General features: G+C 60.8%; 18 protein-coding genes. 5 read left to right on the forward strand and 13 right to left on the reverse strand.

What is annotated here, in order from left to right; all coding sequences use genetic code 11:
- Positions 1–5: 5 nt before the first annotated feature.
- Both P406_RS10820 and P406_RS10825 read right to left on the reverse strand, forming a co-directional pair.
- Positions 6–776, reverse strand: a complete 771-nt coding sequence (locus P406_RS10820; protein WP_046236169.1) for a YdcF family protein — start codon at positions 774–776, stop codon at positions 6–8.
- A gap of 101 nt (positions 777–877) precedes the next feature.
- Complete coding sequence (locus P406_RS10825) at positions 878–1,219, reverse strand: hypothetical protein (protein ID WP_003419319.1); 342 nt, start codon at positions 1,217–1,219, stop codon at positions 878–880.
- Between the two features lie 312 nt (positions 1,220–1,531).
- Here P406_RS10825 and leuS point away from each other — a divergent pair, with 312 nt between their 5' ends.
- From leuS to P406_RS10850, 5 genes are all read left to right on the forward strand, one after another.
- Entirely contained in the window at positions 1,532–4,138 is a 2,607-nt protein-coding gene (leuS, locus tag P406_RS10830; protein WP_046236170.1) for a leucine--tRNA ligase, read from the forward strand.
- Between the two features lie 89 nt (positions 4,139–4,227).
- A complete protein-coding gene (locus tag P406_RS10835; protein WP_024650517.1) occupies positions 4,228–4,833 on the forward strand; it encodes an LPS-assembly lipoprotein LptE in 606 nt (201 codons plus the stop codon).
- A 41-nt stretch (positions 4,834–4,874) separates the two neighbouring features.
- A complete protein-coding gene (gene holA / locus P406_RS10840) occupies positions 4,875–5,912 on the forward strand; it encodes a DNA polymerase III subunit delta (RefSeq protein WP_046236171.1) in 1,038 nt (345 codons plus the stop codon).
- A gap of 290 nt (positions 5,913–6,202) precedes the next feature.
- A complete protein-coding gene (arfA, locus tag P406_RS10845; protein WP_002555325.1) occupies positions 6,203–6,358 on the forward strand; it encodes an alternative ribosome rescue factor ArfA in 156 nt (51 codons plus the stop codon).
- 83 nt (positions 6,359–6,441) lie between these two features.
- Positions 6,442–7,779, forward strand: coding sequence for a lytic murein transglycosylase (locus P406_RS10850; protein WP_003419332.1), 1,338 nt, complete (start codon positions 6,442–6,444; stop codon positions 7,777–7,779).
- A gap of 143 nt (positions 7,780–7,922) precedes the next feature.
- Here the strand turns inward: P406_RS10850 and lipA are convergent, their stop codons facing one another.
- The 11 genes from lipA to nadD form a co-directional block, all read right to left on the reverse strand.
- Positions 7,923–8,930 carry a lipoyl synthase gene (gene lipA / locus P406_RS10855; RefSeq protein ID WP_046236172.1) on the reverse strand — a complete coding sequence of 336 codons (1,008 nt, stop codon included), beginning with the start codon at positions 8,928–8,930 and terminating at the stop codon, positions 7,923–7,925.
- Positions 8,923–9,579, reverse strand: coding sequence for a lipoyl(octanoyl) transferase LipB (gene lipB, locus P406_RS10860; RefSeq protein WP_003313884.1), 657 nt, complete (start codon positions 9,577–9,579; stop codon positions 8,923–8,925). The genes lipA and lipB overlap by 8 nt, the downstream gene beginning before the upstream one ends.
- A complete protein-coding gene (locus tag P406_RS10865; RefSeq protein ID WP_046236173.1) occupies positions 9,579–9,854 on the reverse strand; it encodes a DUF493 domain-containing protein in 276 nt (91 codons plus the stop codon). The genes lipB and P406_RS10865 overlap by 1 nt, the downstream gene beginning before the upstream one ends.
- Before the next feature lie 90 nt (positions 9,855–9,944).
- The gene (locus P406_RS10870) at positions 9,945–11,105 is read right to left on the reverse strand and encodes a D-alanyl-D-alanine carboxypeptidase family protein (RefSeq protein WP_046236174.1); all 1,161 of its coding nucleotides are present in this window, start codon (positions 11,103–11,105) and stop codon (positions 9,945–9,947) included.
- Between the two features lie 241 nt (positions 11,106–11,346).
- A complete protein-coding gene (locus P406_RS10875; protein ID WP_004411946.1) occupies positions 11,347–12,375 on the reverse strand; it encodes a septal ring lytic transglycosylase RlpA family protein in 1,029 nt (342 codons plus the stop codon).
- Positions 12,375–13,382, reverse strand: coding sequence for a lytic murein transglycosylase B (gene mltB / locus P406_RS10880; RefSeq protein WP_004411948.1), 1,008 nt, complete (start codon positions 13,380–13,382; stop codon positions 12,375–12,377). Before mltB ends, P406_RS10875 begins: the two co-directional genes overlap by 1 nt.
- 17 nt (positions 13,383–13,399) lie before the next feature.
- Entirely contained in the window at positions 13,400–14,503 is a 1,104-nt protein-coding gene (rodA, locus tag P406_RS10885; RefSeq protein ID WP_003368803.1) for a rod shape-determining protein RodA, read from the reverse strand.
- A 31-nt stretch (positions 14,504–14,534) separates the two neighbouring features.
- The gene (gene mrdA, locus P406_RS10890) at positions 14,535–16,430 is read right to left on the reverse strand and encodes a penicillin-binding protein 2 (protein ID WP_003419344.1); all 1,896 of its coding nucleotides are present in this window, start codon (positions 16,428–16,430) and stop codon (positions 14,535–14,537) included.
- A 28-nt stretch (positions 16,431–16,458) separates the two neighbouring features.
- Positions 16,459–16,926 (reverse strand): 23S rRNA (pseudouridine(1915)-N(3))-methyltransferase RlmH, encoded by a 468-nt coding sequence (gene rlmH / locus P406_RS10895; RefSeq protein WP_003313894.1) that lies wholly within the window; start codon positions 16,924–16,926, stop codon positions 16,459–16,461.
- 9 nt (positions 16,927–16,935) lie between these two features.
- Positions 16,936–17,322: a ribosome silencing factor gene (rsfS, locus tag P406_RS10900; protein WP_046236175.1), complete on the reverse strand. Its 387-nt coding sequence runs from the start codon at positions 17,320–17,322 to the stop codon at positions 16,936–16,938.
- Between the two features lie 60 nt (positions 17,323–17,382).
- Positions 17,383–18,042 (reverse strand): nicotinate-nucleotide adenylyltransferase, encoded by a 660-nt coding sequence (gene nadD, locus P406_RS10905; protein ID WP_161420682.1) that lies wholly within the window; start codon positions 18,040–18,042, stop codon positions 17,383–17,385.
- Positions 18,043–18,060: the final 18 nt, after the last annotated feature.

The raw sequence follows: 18,060 nt of genomic DNA on the forward strand, positions 1-18,060 counted from the left end.
GATGGTCATTGTCCTTTGCGATAGATCCACGGATACACCAGCAAGCCTGCGGCTTCATTGAGCAGCACCCCGCTCTGCGTGAACACGCGACTTTCAGGCAGCCAGCCACCAAAAGGCCTGGCGTTGTCGACCCCCATAAAGCCGACCGGCGCCCCCACTACCGTGAAACCTGCCTGCTCGAAACTCCAGCGTGCCCGCGACATATGCCAGGCCTGAGTCACCAGCACCACGCGCTTGATACCTTGCGGCTGCAGAATCGCGGCGCTCATGGTCGCGTTTTCCCACGTGGTGCGACTCAACCCCTCCTGCCAGCGCACCGCTACAGCAAAATCATCCTGCAGCGACTGCGCCATGATCGACGCTTCGCTGGGCGGCTGGTCAAAATGCAGGCCGCCAGAGGTCAGTATCGGCAGTCCGGACTCTTTCGCCAATCGAGCCGCCAAACGCAAGCGCTCCAGCCCAAGACCGGTGGGCGTGTCTGTGCCCCAGGTCGGCGAGTTGCGCTCGCGCCCGTTGCCCAGCACCACAATGGCATCCGCCTGCTGCGCCAGCGTCGCCCACTGCTGTTGCGGCAAGGGCGGGACCTGCTCCAGTTTACGAGCGACAAACTCTACGGCGACCGGCAGGCTCATCAGCCACAATCCGCCGAGCCCGACCGCGAAAAACGTCGTAGCCAGACGTGGCCGCGTGCGACGCAACCACCAGCCAAGGATCAGCAGGACAAACAGAATGCCGGGCGGCAAAAGAAGGGCTTTGAGCAGGTAGCGCAGCGGCATCGGGACATCTCCATGAGTGCCCGCAGCCTAGAATGTTTGCAGACACGCGACAATGTCTGAAGCAGGAAGCCCGAGGTAGCCAGCCACTTTTCGTACAGAGCCTAAGAGTTACGGCCCAGCCGCACTGACGCCTTGGCTCGTCGCCGGTCCTTCAGCCAGACAATGGTGGCTGACGCACGCGGCGCCCTGCCATGCTCCGCAGCCACCAGAGCACTGCCCGAGGACATGTCCACGACAGCTGCGCCTGCGTCCCCGGAACCTTTTTCGAGATAGGCTTCGATCAACTGGAACTCGGCACGACTCAGCCCCTTGAGCTCAAGCTCGGCAGGCGACTCGTTCCGGAGCCGGACCGAGGTACTCGCCGTCTCGAGTGCAAGACCGAGACGGTCGATCAGACGCTCATACAGCCGGGTCAGGCTTACAACATGCTGCAACTCTGTCATCCGCTCACCTCATCGAAGATAATCATCACCCTCGCGTTTGAGCTTAGCGCTGCTGCAAGAACCGGTAGGGAACAACGACCAACGGCCAGATGAGGTTGTCAGCCGGGCGTTGAGCCCACAAGTGGAGCAATCAGGGTTTCCCTCGATAGACGGCCCTCATGTATGCTACTGCGCTTCCTGTAATTCCACTTCCGCGCTCTTGAGCCCGAACGCACCGCACAGACAGTTGCAATTGTCCGCCACGCGGTGCCGACCTGACTCGGCGAAGCAATGAAGAGGTCAAGGGTCACTAATCCTTAGTAAAAAGTAGCCATGCACGAACTCTATCAGCCCCGTGAAATCGAAGCCGCCGCCCAAACGTTCTGGGATGAGCAAAAGTCTTTTGAAGTCAGTGAACAGCCAGGCAAGGACACTTTCTATTGCCTGTCGATGTTTCCTTACCCGAGCGGCAAGCTGCACATGGGTCATGTGCGCAACTACACCATTGGTGACGTGATCTCCCGTTACCAGCGCATGCTGGGCAAGAATGTTCTGCAGCCACTGGGCTGGGACGCTTTCGGCATGCCGGCTGAAAACGCCGCCATCGACAACAACGTCGCACCGGCCAAGTGGACCTACGAAAACATCGACTACATGAGGACCCAGCTCAAAAGCCTGGGTCTGGCGGTTGACTGGTCGCGCGAAGTCACCACCTGCAAGCCGGATTACTACCGTTGGGAACAATGGCTGTTCACTCGCCTGTTCGAAAAGGGTGTGATCTACCGCAAGAACGGCACCGTGAACTGGGACCCGATCGACCAGACCGTACTGGCCAACGAGCAGGTCATCGACGGCCGCGGCTGGCGTTCCGGCGCGCTGATCGAAAAGCGCGAAATCCCGATGTACTACTTCAAGATCACCGCGTACGCCGATGAGCTGCTGGAAAGCCTCGACGAACTGCCGGGCTGGCCTGAACAGGTCAAGACCATGCAGCGCAACTGGATCGGCCGTTCGCGCGGCATGGAAGTGCAGTTTCCGTACGACCAGGCCTCGATCGGCGAAGCCGGTGCCCTGAAAGTCTTCACCACCCGCCCTGACACCCTGATGGGTGCGACCTACGTCGCGGTAGCGGCTGAACACCCGCTGGCAACCCTGGCCGCGCAAGGCAACCCCGCACTGCAGGCGTTCATCGATGAATGCAAGGGCGGCAGCGTTGCCGAAGCCGACGTTGCCACACAGGAAAAGAAAGGCCGGGCGACCTCGTTGTTCGTCGAGCATCCACTGACTGGCGAGAAACTGCCGGTCTGGGTCGCCAACTACGTGCTGATGCACTACGGCGATGGCGCGGTCATGGCCGTACCGGCTCACGATGAACGTGATTTCGAGTTCGCTACCCAGTACGGTCTGCCGATCAAGCCCGTGGTCCGCACCAGCGCCGGCGACCAAACGCTTGCCCCATGGCAACCGGCCTACGGTGAGCATGGCGAGCTGATCAATTCCGGAGAATTCACCGGCCTGACCTTCCAGGAAGCGTTCGACGCCATTGAAGCCGCGCTGGTCAAGAAATCCCTCGGCCAGTCCCGCACCCAGTTCCGCCTGCGCGACTGGGGCATCAGCCGCCAGCGCTATTGGGGCTGCCCGATCCCTATCGTGCATTGCGACACCTGCGGCGACGTGCCGGTCCCGGAAGACCAGTTGCCGGTTGTCCTGCCGGAAGATGTCGTGCCCGACGGCGCTGGCTCGCCACTGGCGCGCATGCCCGAGTTCTACGAATGCAGCTGCCCGAAATGCGGCGCACCGGCCAAGCGTGAAACCGACACCATGGACACCTTCGTCGAGTCCTCGTGGTACTACGCGCGCTATGCGTCGCCGCATTACGAGGGTGGTCTGGTCGAGCCGAACGCTGCCAACCACTGGCTGCCGGTGGATCAGTACATCGGCGGTATCGAACACGCGATCCTGCACCTGCTCTACGCCCGCTTCTTCCACAAGCTGATGCGCGACGAAGGCCTGGTGACTTCGAACGAACCGTTCAAGAACCTGCTCACGCAGGGCATGGTCAACGCCGAAACCTATTTCCGCATGGAAACCAGCGGCAAGAAGACCTGGATCAACCCGGCCGACGTAACCCTCGAAAGAGACGCCAAGGCCAAGGTGATCAGCGCCACACTGACCAGCGACGGCCTGCCGGTGGAAATCGGCGACACTGAAAAAATGTCGAAGTCGAAGAAAAACGGCATCGACCCGCAGACCATGATCGACCAGTACGGTGCCGACACCTGCCGTCTGTTCATGATGTTCGCCTCTCCACCGGACATGAGCCTGGAATGGTCCGACTCGGGCGTCGAAGGTTCGCATCGTTTCCTGCGCCGCGTATGGCGTCTGGCTCAGGCGCATGTGGCTCAAGGCCCGTCGACCGGCCTGGACGTTGCGGCATTGTCCGACGAGCAGAAAGCCATCCGCCGCGCGATTCATCAGGCGATCAAACAGGCGAGCCAGGATATTGGCCAGAACCAGAAATTCAACACCGCTGTCGCGCAAGTGATGACGCTGATGAACGTGCTGGAAAAGGCCCCGCAGAACACACCGCAGGATCGCGCGCTGATGCAGGAAGGCGTGGAAACCGTCACCCTGCTGCTGGCACCGATCACGCCGCACATCAGTCACGAACTGTGGACGCAACTGGGCCACAATGAGCCGGTCATCGACGCGGGCTGGCCTGCATTCGACGCACATGCGCTGGTGCAGGACAGTCTGCAACTGGTGATTCAGGTCAACGGCAAGCTGCGCGGCCACATCGAGATGCCTGCCAGTGCCAGCCGCGAAGAAGTCGAAGCGGCTGCACGCGTCAACGAGAACGTATTGCGCTTCACTGATGGCCTGACCATTCGCAAGGTGATCGTCGTGCCTGGCAAGCTGGTCAACATCGTCGCAAGCTGATTGGATCGGGCGCCCGGCAAACGCAGGGCGCCGAACATATTTCCAGGGCACGCACTGGCGGCCCAAACGGATTCAAGGGGAGCATCAAGATGATCAAACGCAATTTGCTGGTGATGGGCCTGGCTGTTCTGTTGAGTGCCTGTGGCTTCCAGCTGCGTGGCACCGGTACCACCGAGCTGGCGATCAAGGAGCTGGATGTCAGCGCCCGCAACGCCTATGGCGAAACCGTGACTCAGCTCACTCGCCTGCTGACCAGCTCTGGCGTCAAGGTCTACACCGGCGCGCCTTACAAGCTGATGCTGACCAACGAAGCCGAGACTCAGCGCGCCATCAGCTACTCGGGCTCGGGTCGCTCGGCTGAATACCAGTTGACCACCACCCTGACCTATGAAGTGCATGGCGACAGGGATCGCATGCTGCTTGGCGATAAAGTCACCGCAGACCGTTCCTACGTACACGACGGCAACAACCTGACCGGTTCCGACCAGGAAGCCGCCCAGGTTCGTCAGGAAATGCGCAACGACCTGATCCAGAAAATGATGGCGCGCTTGCAGCAACTGACCCCGTCGCGTCTGGACGAGCTGCAGGCCAAAGCCGATGCAGTTGCCAAGGCCGAAGCCGACGCACTTGAGGCCGCTCAGCGAATCCGCGACGAGACGCCTCAGCAGTCGCCTGTCGAAGTTCCAGCCAGATAAGTGTTCGGGGCCGGTTTTCCGGCCCCGACATCCTCTGACTCATGAAACTCGCCCCCGCCCAACTCGGCAAGCACCTGCAAGGCACGCTTGCGCCCGTCTATGTGATCAGCGGTGATGACCCGCTGCTCTGCCAGGAAGCAGCTGACGCCATTCGCGCGGCCGCACGCCAGCAAGGCTTCGATGAGCGGCAGGTATTCAGCGCCGACGCCAGCTTCGACTGGGGCACATTGCTCCAGGCGGGTGCCAGCATGTCGCTGTTTGCCGAACGTCGTCTCCTGGAGCTGCGTCTGCCCTCCGGCAAGCCCGGCGATAAGGGTGCTGCGGCGCTCATGGAATATTGCGCCAGACCTGCCGAAGACACCCTGCTGCTGATCAGCCTGCCCAAGCTCGATGGCAGTGCGCAGAAAACCAAATGGGGCAAGGCCTTGGTCGAGGGCGCGCAAACCCAGTTCGTGCAAATCTGGCCGGTGGACGTCGGCCAGCTGCCGCAATGGATTCGCCAGCGCCTGTCGCAGGAGGGTCTGGCGGCGACTCAGGACGCCGTCGAACTGATCGCGGCCAGGGTCGAAGGCAACCTGCTGGCCGCCGCGCAGGAAATCGAAAAGCTCAAGCTGATGGCCGAAGAAGGCCAGATCACCGTCGAGACCGTGCAGGCTGCGGTGGCCGACAGTGCGCGCTTCGATGTGTTTGGCCTGACCGATGCAGTGCTCAATGGCGAGGCCGCCCATGCGTTGCGCATGCTCGAAGGGCTGCGTGGCGAAGGGGTCGAAACGCCGGTGATTCTCTGGGCACTGACCCGCGAACTGCGCGCTCTGGCCAACATGTCTCAACAGTTCAGCCAGGGCGTGCCGCTGGACAAGGTGTTCAGCTCGGCACGTCCGCCGATCTGGGACAAGCGCAAGCCACTGATGAGCAAGGCCCTGCAACGCCACTCGGCAAAACGCTGGAGCCAGCTGCTCATGGATGCGCAACGCATCGATGCGCAGATCAAAGGCCAGGCCGCAGGCTCGCCATGGAGCAGCCTGAGCCGACTGGCGCTGCTGATGGCAGGGCAACGATTGGCGCTGCCTGCGGAGTAGGCAGGTGTTGTCGACTCTCGTTCCCACGCTCTGCGTGGTAATGCCCTTCAGGACGCTCTGCGTGCTCTTGTGACGCGGAGCGTCACGAACTGCATGCCGACGCAGAGCATCGGCACGATAATTAAAGCGAGGTGTCTGTTCCGGCCCCTTCGCGAGCAAGCTCGCTCCCACAGGTCTTCGATCACTCGGCCAATTGCGCGCTCAGCGCCATAGCACACGACTATTAGACACACGCGCCGTTCTGCCCGATGATTCGCAGCGTTTTACAACACCCATCAGGAGCACCCGCCATGAGCAAGCCAAAGCGGCCGAACAAGGCCAAATCCATCATCGCCCAGCCTTTGTTCCGCAGTCGTCAGGAACAACCCGCCAAGGGCAAAGGCAGCTACCGCCGCGAAGCCTTCCAGTCTAAAAGCTGGGAGGCTTCCTGCTTTATGGCAGCCTGATATCGAGCAACATTTCCGGGGCGCTTTCAACCGCTTAGCCGTGTTATGGTCTGCACCTAACGGTAATACCCTTGGACTCAAGCATGCCTTCTCGTTTTACCCATCGCCCGCAGCTGCGCCAACTCATCGCTGCCTCCAGTCTTGTTGCCCTGGTAGCCTGCGCAGAAAAACCCACTGCAGCCGATGCCACGCCTCTTCAATCCAGCAAAGTGCAGACAAACGCTCCTGCCGTAGCGCCTACGCCAGCGCTGGTCGTTGATGACAACCTCACGATTCAGCCCGCCGTCAGCTTCAGCGAATGGCAGGCCGGCTTTCGTGCCCAGGCGTTGAAGGCAGGTATCCGCGCGGACGTATTCGATCTGGCATTTGCCGGCGTCACCCCCGACATGAGCGTGGTCAAGGCCGACCGCAGCCAGCCTGAATTCAGCCGCCCGGTCTGGGAATACCTCGACGGTGCCATCTCTGCCGCACGCGTACGCAAGGGTCAGGCGCTGCTTTCGCAGTATGCCGACGACCTGCAGAAGATCGAGCAGCAGTACGGCGTGGATCGTCAGGCGCTGGTCGCGGTATGGGGCATGGAAAGTAACTTCGGGTCGTTCCAGGGTACGCAATCCGTCATTCGCTCACTGGCAACGCTGGCCTACGAAGGTCGCCGTCCCGGCTTTGCACAGAGCCAGTTGCTGGCCGCACTGGAAATCATCCAGCATGGCGACATCACCCCGGACAAAATGCTCGGTTCGTGGGCCGGTGCGATGGGCCAGACCCAGTTCATCCCGACTACCTACAACACCCATGCCGTGGATTTTGACGGCGATGGCCGACGTGACATCTGGAACACTCCTGCCGATGCCCTGGCCTCCACTGCGCACTACCTGCAAAGCTCAGGCTGGCAGCGTGGCCAGCCTTGGGGCTTTGAAGTGGTGCTCGGCTCGGGATTCGATTACTCGCTGGCCGACTCGACGACCCGCAAGAGTCTCGCAGAATGGCAGCAACTGGGCCTGAAACAGCCGGACGGCTCCGCCATTCCGGTCGCTGCCAGCCAGCAACAAGCCGCCTTGCTGTTGCCGGCCGGCTATCGCGGGCCAGCCTTTCTGGTGCTGGACAACTTCCGCGCGATTTTGAAATACAACAACTCGACTTCCTACGCGTTGGCGATCAGCCTGCTTTCCGATCGCTTCAAGGGCGCGGGCTATGTCGTGGGCAGCTGGCCGCGCGGAGACCTGCCGCTGAGCCGCTCAGAGCGCATTGAGCTGCAAACCCTGCTCTCGGCACGCCAGTATGACGCAGGCGCGCCAGACGGCATTATCGGCGCCAATACACGCAAGGCCATCCGCAGTGCGCAGCAGTCGTTCGGCTGGCCAGCCGACGGTTACCCGACGCATGAATTGCTGGAAAACCTGCGCAAGCCTGCCGGGCAGTAATCGGGAGGACGCAGAGCGTCCAGAACGGCATGCCAACGCGGAGCATTGGCACGATAGTCCGCAGAGAATCGGCACGATAATCAACCGCAAAAAAGAAGGGCCAGGTATCGCTACCTGGCCCTTGTTGTTTTTACGGCGAGTTGTCAGAGCATCGCCTTGGCGATCTTGGCCTGCTCGTCGGCGTGGTACGAAGAGCGCACCAGCGGCCCGGAGGCGACGTTCTTGAAGCCCATCTTGTAGCCTTCTTCGGCGAACCAGGCAAAGGTGTCCGGGTGGACAAAGCGCTGCACGGGCAAGTGATTGCGCGAAGGCTGCAGGTATTGACCCAGGGTCAGCATGTCGATGTCGTGCTCACGCATGCGCTGCATGACTTCGATGACTTCTTCGTCGGTCTCGCCCAGCCCCAGCATCAGCCCGGACTTGGTCGGTACATGCGCGACCATCTGCTTGAAGCGCTGCAGCAGGGTCAGCGACCACTGGTAGTCCGAACCCGGACGCGCAGCCTTGTACAGACGCGGTACGGTTTCCAGGTTGTGGTTGAACACATCCGGCGGCTCGGCGGCGGTGATTTCCAGCGCAACGTCCATACGGCCACGGTAATCCGGTACCAGCGTTTCGAGCTGTACGCCCGGCGACAGCAGGCGGATTTCACGGATGCAGTCGGCGAAGTGCTGAGCACCGCCATCACGCAGGTCGTCACGGTCCACCGAGGTGATAACCACGTACTTCAGGCGCAGGTCGGCAATCGCGATGGCGAGGCTCTTCGGTTCGTTGACGTCGAGCGGCTTCGGACGGCCGTGGCCCACGTCACAGAACGGGCAACGACGGGTGCAGATGTCGCCCATGATCATGAACGTTGCAGTGCCACCGGAGAAGCACTCGCCCAGGTTGGGGCAGGATGCTTCTTCACAGACGCTGTGCAGCTTGTGCTTGCGCAGCAATTGCTTGATACGGTCGACTTCCGGAGAAACCGGGATGCGTACGCGAATCCAGTCGGGCTTCTTCGGCAGGTCTACCGTCGGGATGATCTTGACCGGGATGCGCGCAACCTTTTCCGCTCCGCGAAGCTTGACGCCCGCTTCGACTTTCGGACGGGCCACTCGCTCGGAAACATCCAGCGTCGGGATCAGGGTTTGCACGGTGTCAGTCATAATGGTTTATTCCGCCCGTAAGGGTCGCCTGCTCAGCGTAGTCGAGGTGTTTGACGAGCTGCGCACGCAGTCGGGCACTTACCTCGGAAAATTCTATCTGCCCTGCCTGATCGCTCAGTTGGGTCATGGCCAGTCCGGCGTATCCGCAAGGGTTGATGCGGCGGAACGGCTCAAGGTCCATGTCGACGTTCAACGCCAGACCATGAAACGAACAGCCGTTGCGAATGCGCAGACCGAGCGACGCTATTTTCGCGCCGTCAACGTATACGCCGGGGGCATCAGCCTTGGCTGCAGCCTTGACGCCGTAGTCGGCGAGCAAGGCGATGAGGGTGTTCTCGATCCGGGTGACCAGATCGCGAACGCCGAAACCAAGGCGCCTGACGTCGAGCATCAGGTAAGCCACCAGTTGGCCCGGGCCATGATAAGTCACTTGGCCGCCACGATCGACCTGTACGACAGGAATATTACCCGGCAGCAGCAAATGCTCGGCCTTGCCGGACTGTCCCTGGGTGAAAACCGGCGGATGCTGGACCAGCCAGACTTCATCGGCAGCCTCGCGGCCACGCTCGTCGGTAAAGCGCTTCATGGCGTGCCAGGCGGTTTCGTAATCGATCAGGCCCAGATCACGAAAACCCAGCGTAGCCGCCATCAGAGCACCATGTGCACGAAACCCGTAGCGCGCAAGGCACTATTGATATCGCGCAACTGGTCTTCGCCGGTAGCGACAATGTGCAATTGCACAGTGGTGTATTTGCCGTTGCTGCTCTGACGCTCGGCGAGTGTCTTGAGGTCGACCGCGGCGTACTTTTTAAGCACTTCCATCACGATGTCTTTGAAGCCCACACTGGTGTCGCCGATAATCTTGATCGGATAGTCATTGCAGGGAAATTCGATTTTGTGCGACTTGATGTCGGTATCAGTCATGGCAGTAAAGGTCTCACAAGCCGTGACGACGGACACGCGGCCCGCTCAGATCATGAGCAGGCCGCGAGAAGGTCGGCATTGGTTACTGGATCAGTTGAACAAGCCGTAGAAGAACAGACGGATGCTATCCCACACGCGACGGAAAATACCACCTTCCTCAACCCCATCAAGAGCGATCAGGTTGGCGGTGTGGATCACCTGATCGTCTTTCTTGACCTCGACCTTGCCGATCACGTCGCCCTTGGCGATTGGCGCAACCAGTTGCGGGTTCATGGTCATGCTGGCAGACAGCTTCTTCATGTCGCCTTTTGGCATGGTCATGCTCAGATCTTCAGCCAGACCGGCCTTGACCTGACGCTCGGTGCCTTTCCAGACAGTGGCCTGGGCCAGCTCGGTGCCCTTCTGATAGAAGTTCTGGGTTTCGAAGAAACGGAAGCCATAGGTCAGCAGCTTCTGGGTTTCAGCTGCACGGGCCTGTTCACTGTTGGTGCCGAACACCACGGCGATCAGGCGCATGCCGTCACGTACAGCCGACGACACCATGCAATAGCCGGCTTCATCGGTGTGACCGGTTTTCAGACCGTCAACGGTCTTGTCGCGCCACAGCAGCAGGTTGCGGTTAGGCTGCTTGATGCCGTTCCAGAAGAACTCTTTCTGCGAGTAGATCGCATAGTGAGCAGGGTCTTCGTGAATGATCGCGCGCGCCAGGATCGCCATGTCGTGAGCCGACGAGTAGTGCTCCGGGTTCGGCAGACCGGTCGGGTTCATGAAGTGACTGTTGGTCATGCCCAGATCGGCAGCAGTCTTGTTCATCATGTCGGCGAAGGCATCTTCGCTGCCGGCAATGTGCTCGGAAATCGCGACGCTGGCGTCGTTACCCGACTGGATGATGATGCCGTGCAGCAGATCGCTGACCGTCACCTGGCTGCCGACCTTGATGAACATCCGCGAACCGCCCGTGCGCCAGGCGTTTTCACTGATCGTCACCGGATCGTTTTCGCCGATCTGACCGCGACGGATTTCCAGGGTCGCGATGTACGCAGTCATCAACTTGGTCAGGCTGGCAGGTGCCAGGCGCTGATCACCGTTGTTCTCGACCAGCACGTTGCCGCTGGTGGCGTCCATCAGCACGTAGGACTTGGCCGCCAGTTGTGGTGCAGCAGGCGTCATCTGCTCTGCCGCCCACACAGTCGGGGTGATGATCAGTGGAACAAGCAGGCACAAACGTTTTGCAAAGGTGGTGATGTTCATCCGTCTCTCGAGAATCCTAATGGGCAAACATGCCCTTGCGGGCAAAACTGAACAGACCGGCGAAGCGAAACGCCTCGGTACGGCTCGTGGCGCCAGGCTGTAACCCTGGCTGACAAAGTCGCCTGTTCGACACACGACCTTGTGGGCAGTTACCTGCAACGCTTGCCCTGAAAGCAAATCTGCGCCGCCTGCGACTGCATACCGTCCCCCATTATTGCCGGAGAACGGTTGTCGAAAAAACTTACTGATCCGATGTCACTACGCTCGGCTGGCCCAGATTGGCCGACCTGACGCTGTTTTGCAGCTGCTGGGCTTCACCCTGCGTGTCGATCGGTCCCATCCGCACTCGATAGAGCGTTTGCTGATTGCGCGCTATCGAGCTGACGAACACCGGCGCTCGAACCATCCCGCTCAATTTCGACCTCAGGAGTTCCGCAGCGTCCGGGTTGGCGAAGGCTCCCACCTGGAGAAACAGCCCAGCGGCTTGTCCTGAAGCGTTTTTTTTTGCGTCAACCTGCATCGGCACGACGGGTGCAGCGTGCTGCTGAGGCGGCGGTGTGTACTGCTCGACGGTGCCGGTCGAGGTGGACAGCGCAGGCGGCGTCGCCTGGGCAACGACCTGCGGCTGATTGAGCAACAGCGGCGCCGGACGGCCCCGTTGCGCCCACCATTCCTGCGGGTCGATACCCTCGACCTTGACCCGCGCCGTGCCGCTTTCGGCATAGCCGAGCTTTTTGGCGGCCGCGTAGGAGAGGTCGATGATGCGGTCGGAATAGAACGGCCCGCGATCGTTGACGCGCAGGATCACCGTGCGATTGTTGTCCAGGTTGGTCACTTTGACGTAGCTGGGCAGCGGCAGGGTCTTGTGCGCGGCACTCATGCCGTACAGGTCATAGACCTCGCCATTGGCGGTGTTCTGACCATGAAACTTGGTGCCATACCAGGAGGCAGTGCCCGAAGCGACGTAACGCTTGGCATCGCTCATCGGAAAGTAGGTCTTGCCCAGCACGGTGTACGGGTTGGCCTTGTAGGCGCCGGTGTGCAGGGTTGGCGTTGCATCAGGGATACGCGAGACATCCACATCCCACCACGGCGCGCCGTCCTTGTGGGCACGGTTGATGTCCAGCCCCGGCATCGAGCGCACCACGGCGCCGCCTTTTGGCGACTGCGACGACGTTGTGCGTGACGGCGACGAGCAACTGGCAACCAGCACTGCCAGGCCGGTCAACGCCAGAAGCTTGAATGATTGAAGAATCGGCGATGCCCGCATTACTTGACGCCTCGAGCTTGAACCAACGATTCAGACAGCTGATATACGGCCATGGCGTACATCACACTGCGGTTATAACGAGTGATTGCATAAAAATTGTTCAAACCCAGCCAGTATTCAGGACCATTGTCGCCTTCCAGACGAAACGCCGTCACCGGCATATCGTCGCGCAGCGCATCATGACTCGCCCAGCCCAGCTGTCGCAACTCCCCGACCGACATTACCGGATCAAGCGCAGGGCTCAACCCCTCGTCAACCCGGTCGCCACGCGCCGTGGCACGACTGACCACCGGCTGACCGGCCACCCAGCCATGACGCTTGAAATAGCTGGCGACACTGCCGATGGCATCGTCCGGGTCGGTCCAGATGTTGATATGACCGTCACCGTCGAAATCCACCGCGTAGGCGCGGAAGCTGCTCGGCATGAACTGCGGCAGCCCCATTGCCCCGGCGTACGAACCCTTGAGGGTCAGGGGGTCGACCTGTTGCTCGCGAGCCAGCAGCAGAAACTCGCGCAATTCCTTGCGGAAGAACTGGGCGCGTGGCGGGTAATCGAAGCCAAGCGTCGACAAGGCGTCGATCACCCGGTAATTACCGGTATTGCGGCCGAAGAAGGTTTCTACACCAATGATCGACACGATGATCTGCGCCGGCACGCCGTATTCCTGCTCGGCGCGCGCCAAGGCTGCCTCATGCTGACGCCAGAAGTCGACACCGCGTGCGATGCGCGTATCGGTGATGAACATCGGCCGATACTCTTTCCACTGCTTGACCCGTTCGGCCGGGCGGGAAATCGCATCGAGGATGGCCTGCTTGCGCTCGACCTCCCGGAACAGGCTCATCAACTGCTCACCGGCAAAGCCATGATCGCGGGTCAGCTCACCGACGAATTCCGCCACCTGGGGCGACCCTTCATAGTCGCCAGCCAATGCCTCTTGCACCGAGCCAAGGATGCCCACCAGACCGACCACCGGAGCATATCGAGCCCAGTTACGCACTGCTTGCATTGAATAATTCACCTTAATCAAACTTGAGCGATCCATTTACGATGTGTATGGATCGACATCAAAACCCCAAACGCTGACAGTAGGGTCACGAGCGAAGTTCCGCCGTAGCTAATGAAGGGCAACGGCACCCCCACCACTGGCAGCAGGCCACTGACCATACCGATGTTGACGAAAACGTAAACAAAAAACGTCATGGTCAACGCGCCGGCCAGCAGTTTGCCGAATAATGTCTGCGCCTGTGCAGTGATCACAAGCCCGCGGCCGATCAGCAGCATATAGATGATCAGCAGCGCACAGATGCCCACCAGGCCGAACTCTTCACCCAATACGGCAATGATGAAGTCGGTATGGCTTTCCGGCAGAAAGTCGAGGTGCGACTGGGTGCCGAGCAACCAGCCTTTGCCGAACACGCCGCCCGAACCGATGGCAGCCTTTGACTGAATGATATTCCAGCCGGTCCCCAGCGGATCGCTTTCGGGGTCCAGAAACGTCAGTACGCGTTGCTTCTGGTAGTCGTGCATGAAGAAGAACCACATGGCCACCGCTGCCGGTACGGCCGCCGCCAGTACGCTGATGATCCAGCGCCAGCGCAAACCGGCCATGAACAGCACGAAGGCACCCGACGCCAGAATCAGCAGCGACGTCCCCAGGTCGGGCTGGCGCACGATCAGAATGAACGGCACACCGACCAGGGCGAGACTGACCGCCACGTGCTTCAAATGCGGGGGCAGCGTGCGCTTGGACAGGTACCAGGCGATGGTCGCCGGCATGATGATCTTGAGAAACTCCGAAGGCTGGAAGCGGATTACCCCGGGAATATTGATCCAGCGCGTCGCGCCCATGGCGTTGTGGCCCATGACATCCACCACCACCAGCAGCAGGACGCCGATGACATACAGCACCGGCACCCAGCGCGCCATGAAGCGCGGCTCCAGCTGGGCGATCACCACCATCGCCACCAGACCGATGCCGAACGAACTGGCCTGCTTGATCAGCAGATCCCAGTTCTTGCCGCTGGCCGAATACAGCACGAACAGGCTGCCCGCGGCCAGCGTCAGCAGCAGGATCAGCAATGGACCGTCGATATGAATGCGCTGCAGAAACGTGGCGCGGCGACGCATCACGTCTTCACTGGACAGGATGCGGTCGAAATTACTCTTCACGGGCCGCAGCCTCCAGATTCAGGGAACCGGCGTACTCGGGTTTGAGATGGCCGTTTTCGTCGAGCAGCCAGGCGTCCAGGACCTGACGCACGACGGGTGCAGCAACGCCGGAACCGGACTCACCGTTCTCGACCATCACTGCAACAACGATTTTCGGGTTGTCGGCCGGGGCGAAGCCGACGAACAAGGCGTGGTCGCGGTGACGTTCCTGCACCTTGGTGCGGTCGTATTTCTCACCCTGCTTGATGGCCACCACCTGGGCCGTACCACTCTTGCCGGCAATCCGGTACTGCGCGCCAATAGCGGCCTTGCGCGCCGTGCCGCGCGCGCCGTGCATCACTTCCTGCATGCCGTGGTTGACGCGTCCCCAGTTGGCCGGATCGCGCAGCACGATGTCCGGCATCGGGTTTTCATCCACTGGCGCCTTGCCTTCGATGGTTCTGGCCAGGTGCGGACGGTTCCACACCCCCTTGTTGGCCACCAGCGCGGTCGCCTGGGCCAGTTGCAACGGCGTTGCCTGCATGTAGCCCTGACCGATGCCGAGGATCAGCGTCTCGCCGGGGAACCACGCCTGCCGGCGCGTGGCGCGCTTCCACTCACGGGAAGGCATCAGACCGGGAGATTCTTCGAACATGTCCAGCGAGACCTTCTGCCCGATACCAAACTTGTTCATATAGGTAGCCAGTCGATCAATGCCCACCTTGTGCGCCAGATCGTAGAAGTACGTGTCATTTGAACGCATGATCGCCGTATCCAGATCGACCCAGCCATCGCCGGTGCGGTTCCAGTTGCGGTACTTGTGATCGTAGTTGGGCAGTTGGTAATAGCCCGGATCGAATACCCGCGAGCCAGGCGTTACTGCACCGGTATCCAGCCCGGCAATCGCCACCGCAGGCTTGATGGTCGAGCCCGGCGGGTACAACCCTCGCAGGATGCGGTTGAACAGCGGCCGGTCGATGGAATCGCGCAGCTCGGCATAGGCCTTGAAGCTGATGCCGGTGACAAACAGGTTCGGATCGAAGCTCGGCGCACTGACCATCGCCAGCACTTCACCGGTGGCCGGGTCCAGCGCGACGACCGCACCACGACGCCCGCCCAGTGCGGCTTCGGCGGCTTCCTGAAGCTTGATGTCCAGGCTCAGGACGATGTCCTTGCCGGGGATCGGGTCGGTGCGTTTGAGCACACGCAATACGCGACCACGGGCGTTGGTCTCGACCTCTTCGTAGCCAACCTGACCATGCAGTTCGGGCTCGTAAAAGCGCTCGATACCGGTCTTGCCGATATGGTGCGTGCCGCTGTAATTGATCGGGTCGAGGCTCCTGAGCTCTTTTTCGTTGATGCGCCCCATGTAGCCGACCGAGTGGGCAAAGTGCGGCCCTTGCGGGTAGTGCCTGACCAGTTGCGCAACCACTTCGACGCCCGGCAGGCGGAACTGGTTGACGGCGATCAGGGCGATCTGCTCTTCGCTCAGCTCGAACAGAATGGGCACCGGCTCGAATGGCCGACGCCCCTGTTTCATGCGCTTCTCGAAGATGATGCGGTCGTCAGGGGTGAGCTGCAGGATCTCGACAATGGTGTCGAGCACGCTGGACCACTCGCCTGCACGTTCACGGGTCATGCTGAGACTGAAACTGGGCCGGTTGTCGGCGACCACAACGCCATTGCGGTCGTAGATCAGCCCACGGCTGGGCGGAATCGGCTGAACGTGAACGCGGTTGTTTTCCGAAAGCGTGGAGTGATAGTCGTACTGGATGACCTGCAGGTAATACAACCGGGCAATCAGCACGCACACCAGCAACACCACCGCCACTGCACCGAACACGACCCTGCCGCGCACCAGGCGTGCGTCCTTTTCGTGGTCTTTGAGGCGGATCGGTTGAGACATTTAGGCCGTATTCACAGTAAAGACGATGCTACTTGTGATAAGGGTGCCCGGACAGGACCGTCCAGGCGCGATACATCTGCTCGCCGATCAGAATGCGCACCAACGGATGCGGCAGGGTCAGCGGCGACAGAGACCAGCGTTGTTCACTGCGGGCGCAGACTTCAGGCGCCAGCCCCTCGGGGCCGCCGACCATCAGGTTGACCGTGCGTGCATCGAGACGCCAGCGATCGAGTTCGACCGCCAACTGCTCGGTGCTCCACGGTTTGCCCTGCACCTCCAGGGTGACAATCCGCTCGCCCGGCTGCACTTTCGCCAGCATCGCCTCGCCTTCCTGACGGATAAAGCGCGCGACGTCGGCGTTTTTGCCTCGGGTATTGAGCGGGATTTCCACCAGTTCAAGCGCAAGCTCGGAGGGCATCCGCTTGGCGTATTCGTGCCAACCTTCTTCCACCCACTTGGGCATGCGCGAACCCACAGCGATCAGACGCAGACGCACATCAAAGCCTTATTCGTTGCCCGGTGTGTGGTGCGCAGCGCTGGCAGCACGGCTTTGTTCTGCACCCTGCCACAAGCGCTCGAGGTCATAGAACTGGCGTGCAGCAGCGGTCATCACATGGACAATCACATCACCCAGGTCCAGCAGGACCCAGTCGCTGTCGCCCTTGCCTTCTTCGCTCAGGGACTTCAGGCCGGCAGCCTTGACCTTGTCACGAACGCTGTCCACCAGTGCGTTCAACTGACGGTTGGAGCTACCGGTACAGATCAGCATGTAGTCAGCGATACTGGTCTTGTCGCGCACGTCGATGGCCAGGATGTCGGCACCCTTGATCTCTTCGAGGGCTGCGATCGCAACCTTGACGACTTCTTCACTGCTCATTTTTTGCTTTGTCATATAAAACTCATTCAGCTCGTATGTGTGGGACCGTCCAGACGCTTGTCGATCAAAGCAGTTTCAGGACGACCCATCAGTGTTCGGCGCGCGGTAAAGTCCGCGTGCATCGATATAGGCCAGTACCGCGTCTGGCACCAGAAAACGTACCGACTTACCGCTGGCCAGCAGTTGACGGATCTGGGTGGCAGACACCGATAAAGGCGTCTGCCAGACGAATGTAATCTGTCCACCCGGCCCTTTCAGGGCCTTGGGATCGCTGACTGCGCGGGCCGCCAGCAGATTGCGCATGGCATCCGGCGACTCGCTGTCCGCGTCCGGGCGTTGCAGCACCACGATATGGCAGTGCTCCAGCAGTTCTTCCCATCTGTGCCAGGTCGGCAGCCCGCAAAAGGCATCCCAACCCAGCAACAGGAACAACTGGTCGCGAGGCGCCAGTTCGGCGCGCATCGATTCCAGTGTGTCGAGGGTGTACGACGGTTTGTCACGTTTCAGTTCACGGTCATCCACCGTCAAGGGCGACACACCCGCAACGGCACTCTGAACCATCGCCAGACGATCCTCGGCGGTGACGCTCGGCATGTCACGATGCGGTGGCCTGGCGCTGGGCGTCAGGCGCAACTCATCGAGTTCCAGCAGTTCGGCCACTTCGAGCGCACCGCGCAAATGACCGATATGAACCGGGTCGAACGTGCCCCCAAGCATGCCGATACGTCTGGGCAGCGCGGTCATGGGGCTATT

Origin of the sequence: Pseudomonas syringae pv. coryli str. NCPPB 4273 (assembly GCF_000972175.1) — a bacterium.
Classification (GTDB): domain Bacteria; phylum Pseudomonadota; class Gammaproteobacteria; order Pseudomonadales; family Pseudomonadaceae; genus Aquipseudomonas; species Aquipseudomonas syringae.

Excerpts from the sequence above, each read along its gene's own strand:
- P406_RS10820 (WP_046236169.1), bottom strand. The coding sequence starts at position 776 with ATGCCGCTGCGCTACCTGCTCAAAGCCCTTCTTTTGCCGCCCGGCATT.
- P406_RS10825 (WP_003419319.1), bottom strand. The coding sequence starts at position 1,219 with ATGACAGAGTTGCAGCATGTTGTAAGCCTGACCCGGCTGTATGAGCGT.
- leuS (WP_046236170.1), top strand. The coding sequence starts at position 1,532 with ATGCACGAACTCTATCAGCCCCGTGAAATCGAAGCCGCCGCCCAAACG.
- P406_RS10835 (WP_024650517.1), top strand. The coding sequence starts at position 4,228 with ATGATCAAACGCAATTTGCTGGTGATGGGCCTGGCTGTTCTGTTGAGT.
- holA (WP_046236171.1), top strand. The coding sequence starts at position 4,875 with ATGAAACTCGCCCCCGCCCAACTCGGCAAGCACCTGCAAGGCACGCTT.
- arfA (WP_002555325.1), top strand. The coding sequence starts at position 6,203 with ATGAGCAAGCCAAAGCGGCCGAACAAGGCCAAATCCATCATCGCCCAG.
- P406_RS10850 (WP_003419332.1), top strand. The coding sequence starts at position 6,442 with ATGCCTTCTCGTTTTACCCATCGCCCGCAGCTGCGCCAACTCATCGCT.
- lipA (WP_046236172.1), bottom strand. The coding sequence starts at position 8,930 with ATGACTGACACCGTGCAAACCCTGATCCCGACGCTGGATGTTTCCGAG.
- lipB (WP_003313884.1), bottom strand. The coding sequence starts at position 9,579 with ATGGCGGCTACGCTGGGTTTTCGTGATCTGGGCCTGATCGATTACGAA.
- P406_RS10865 (WP_046236173.1), bottom strand. The coding sequence starts at position 9,854 with ATGACTGATACCGACATCAAGTCGCACAAAATCGAATTTCCCTGCAAT.
- P406_RS10870 (WP_046236174.1), bottom strand. The coding sequence starts at position 11,105 with ATGAACATCACCACCTTTGCAAAACGTTTGTGCCTGCTTGTTCCACTG.
- P406_RS10875 (WP_004411946.1), bottom strand. The coding sequence starts at position 12,375 with ATGCGGGCATCGCCGATTCTTCAATCATTCAAGCTTCTGGCGTTGACC.
- mltB (WP_004411948.1), bottom strand. The coding sequence starts at position 13,382 with ATGCAAGCAGTGCGTAACTGGGCTCGATATGCTCCGGTGGTCGGTCTG.
- rodA (WP_003368803.1), bottom strand. The coding sequence starts at position 14,503 with ATGCGTCGCCGCGCCACGTTTCTGCAGCGCATTCATATCGACGGTCCA.
- mrdA (WP_003419344.1), bottom strand. The coding sequence starts at position 16,430 with ATGTCTCAACCGATCCGCCTCAAAGACCACGAAAAGGACGCACGCCTG.
- rsfS (WP_046236175.1), bottom strand. The coding sequence starts at position 17,322 with ATGACAAAGCAAAAAATGAGCAGTGAAGAAGTCGTCAAGGTTGCGATC.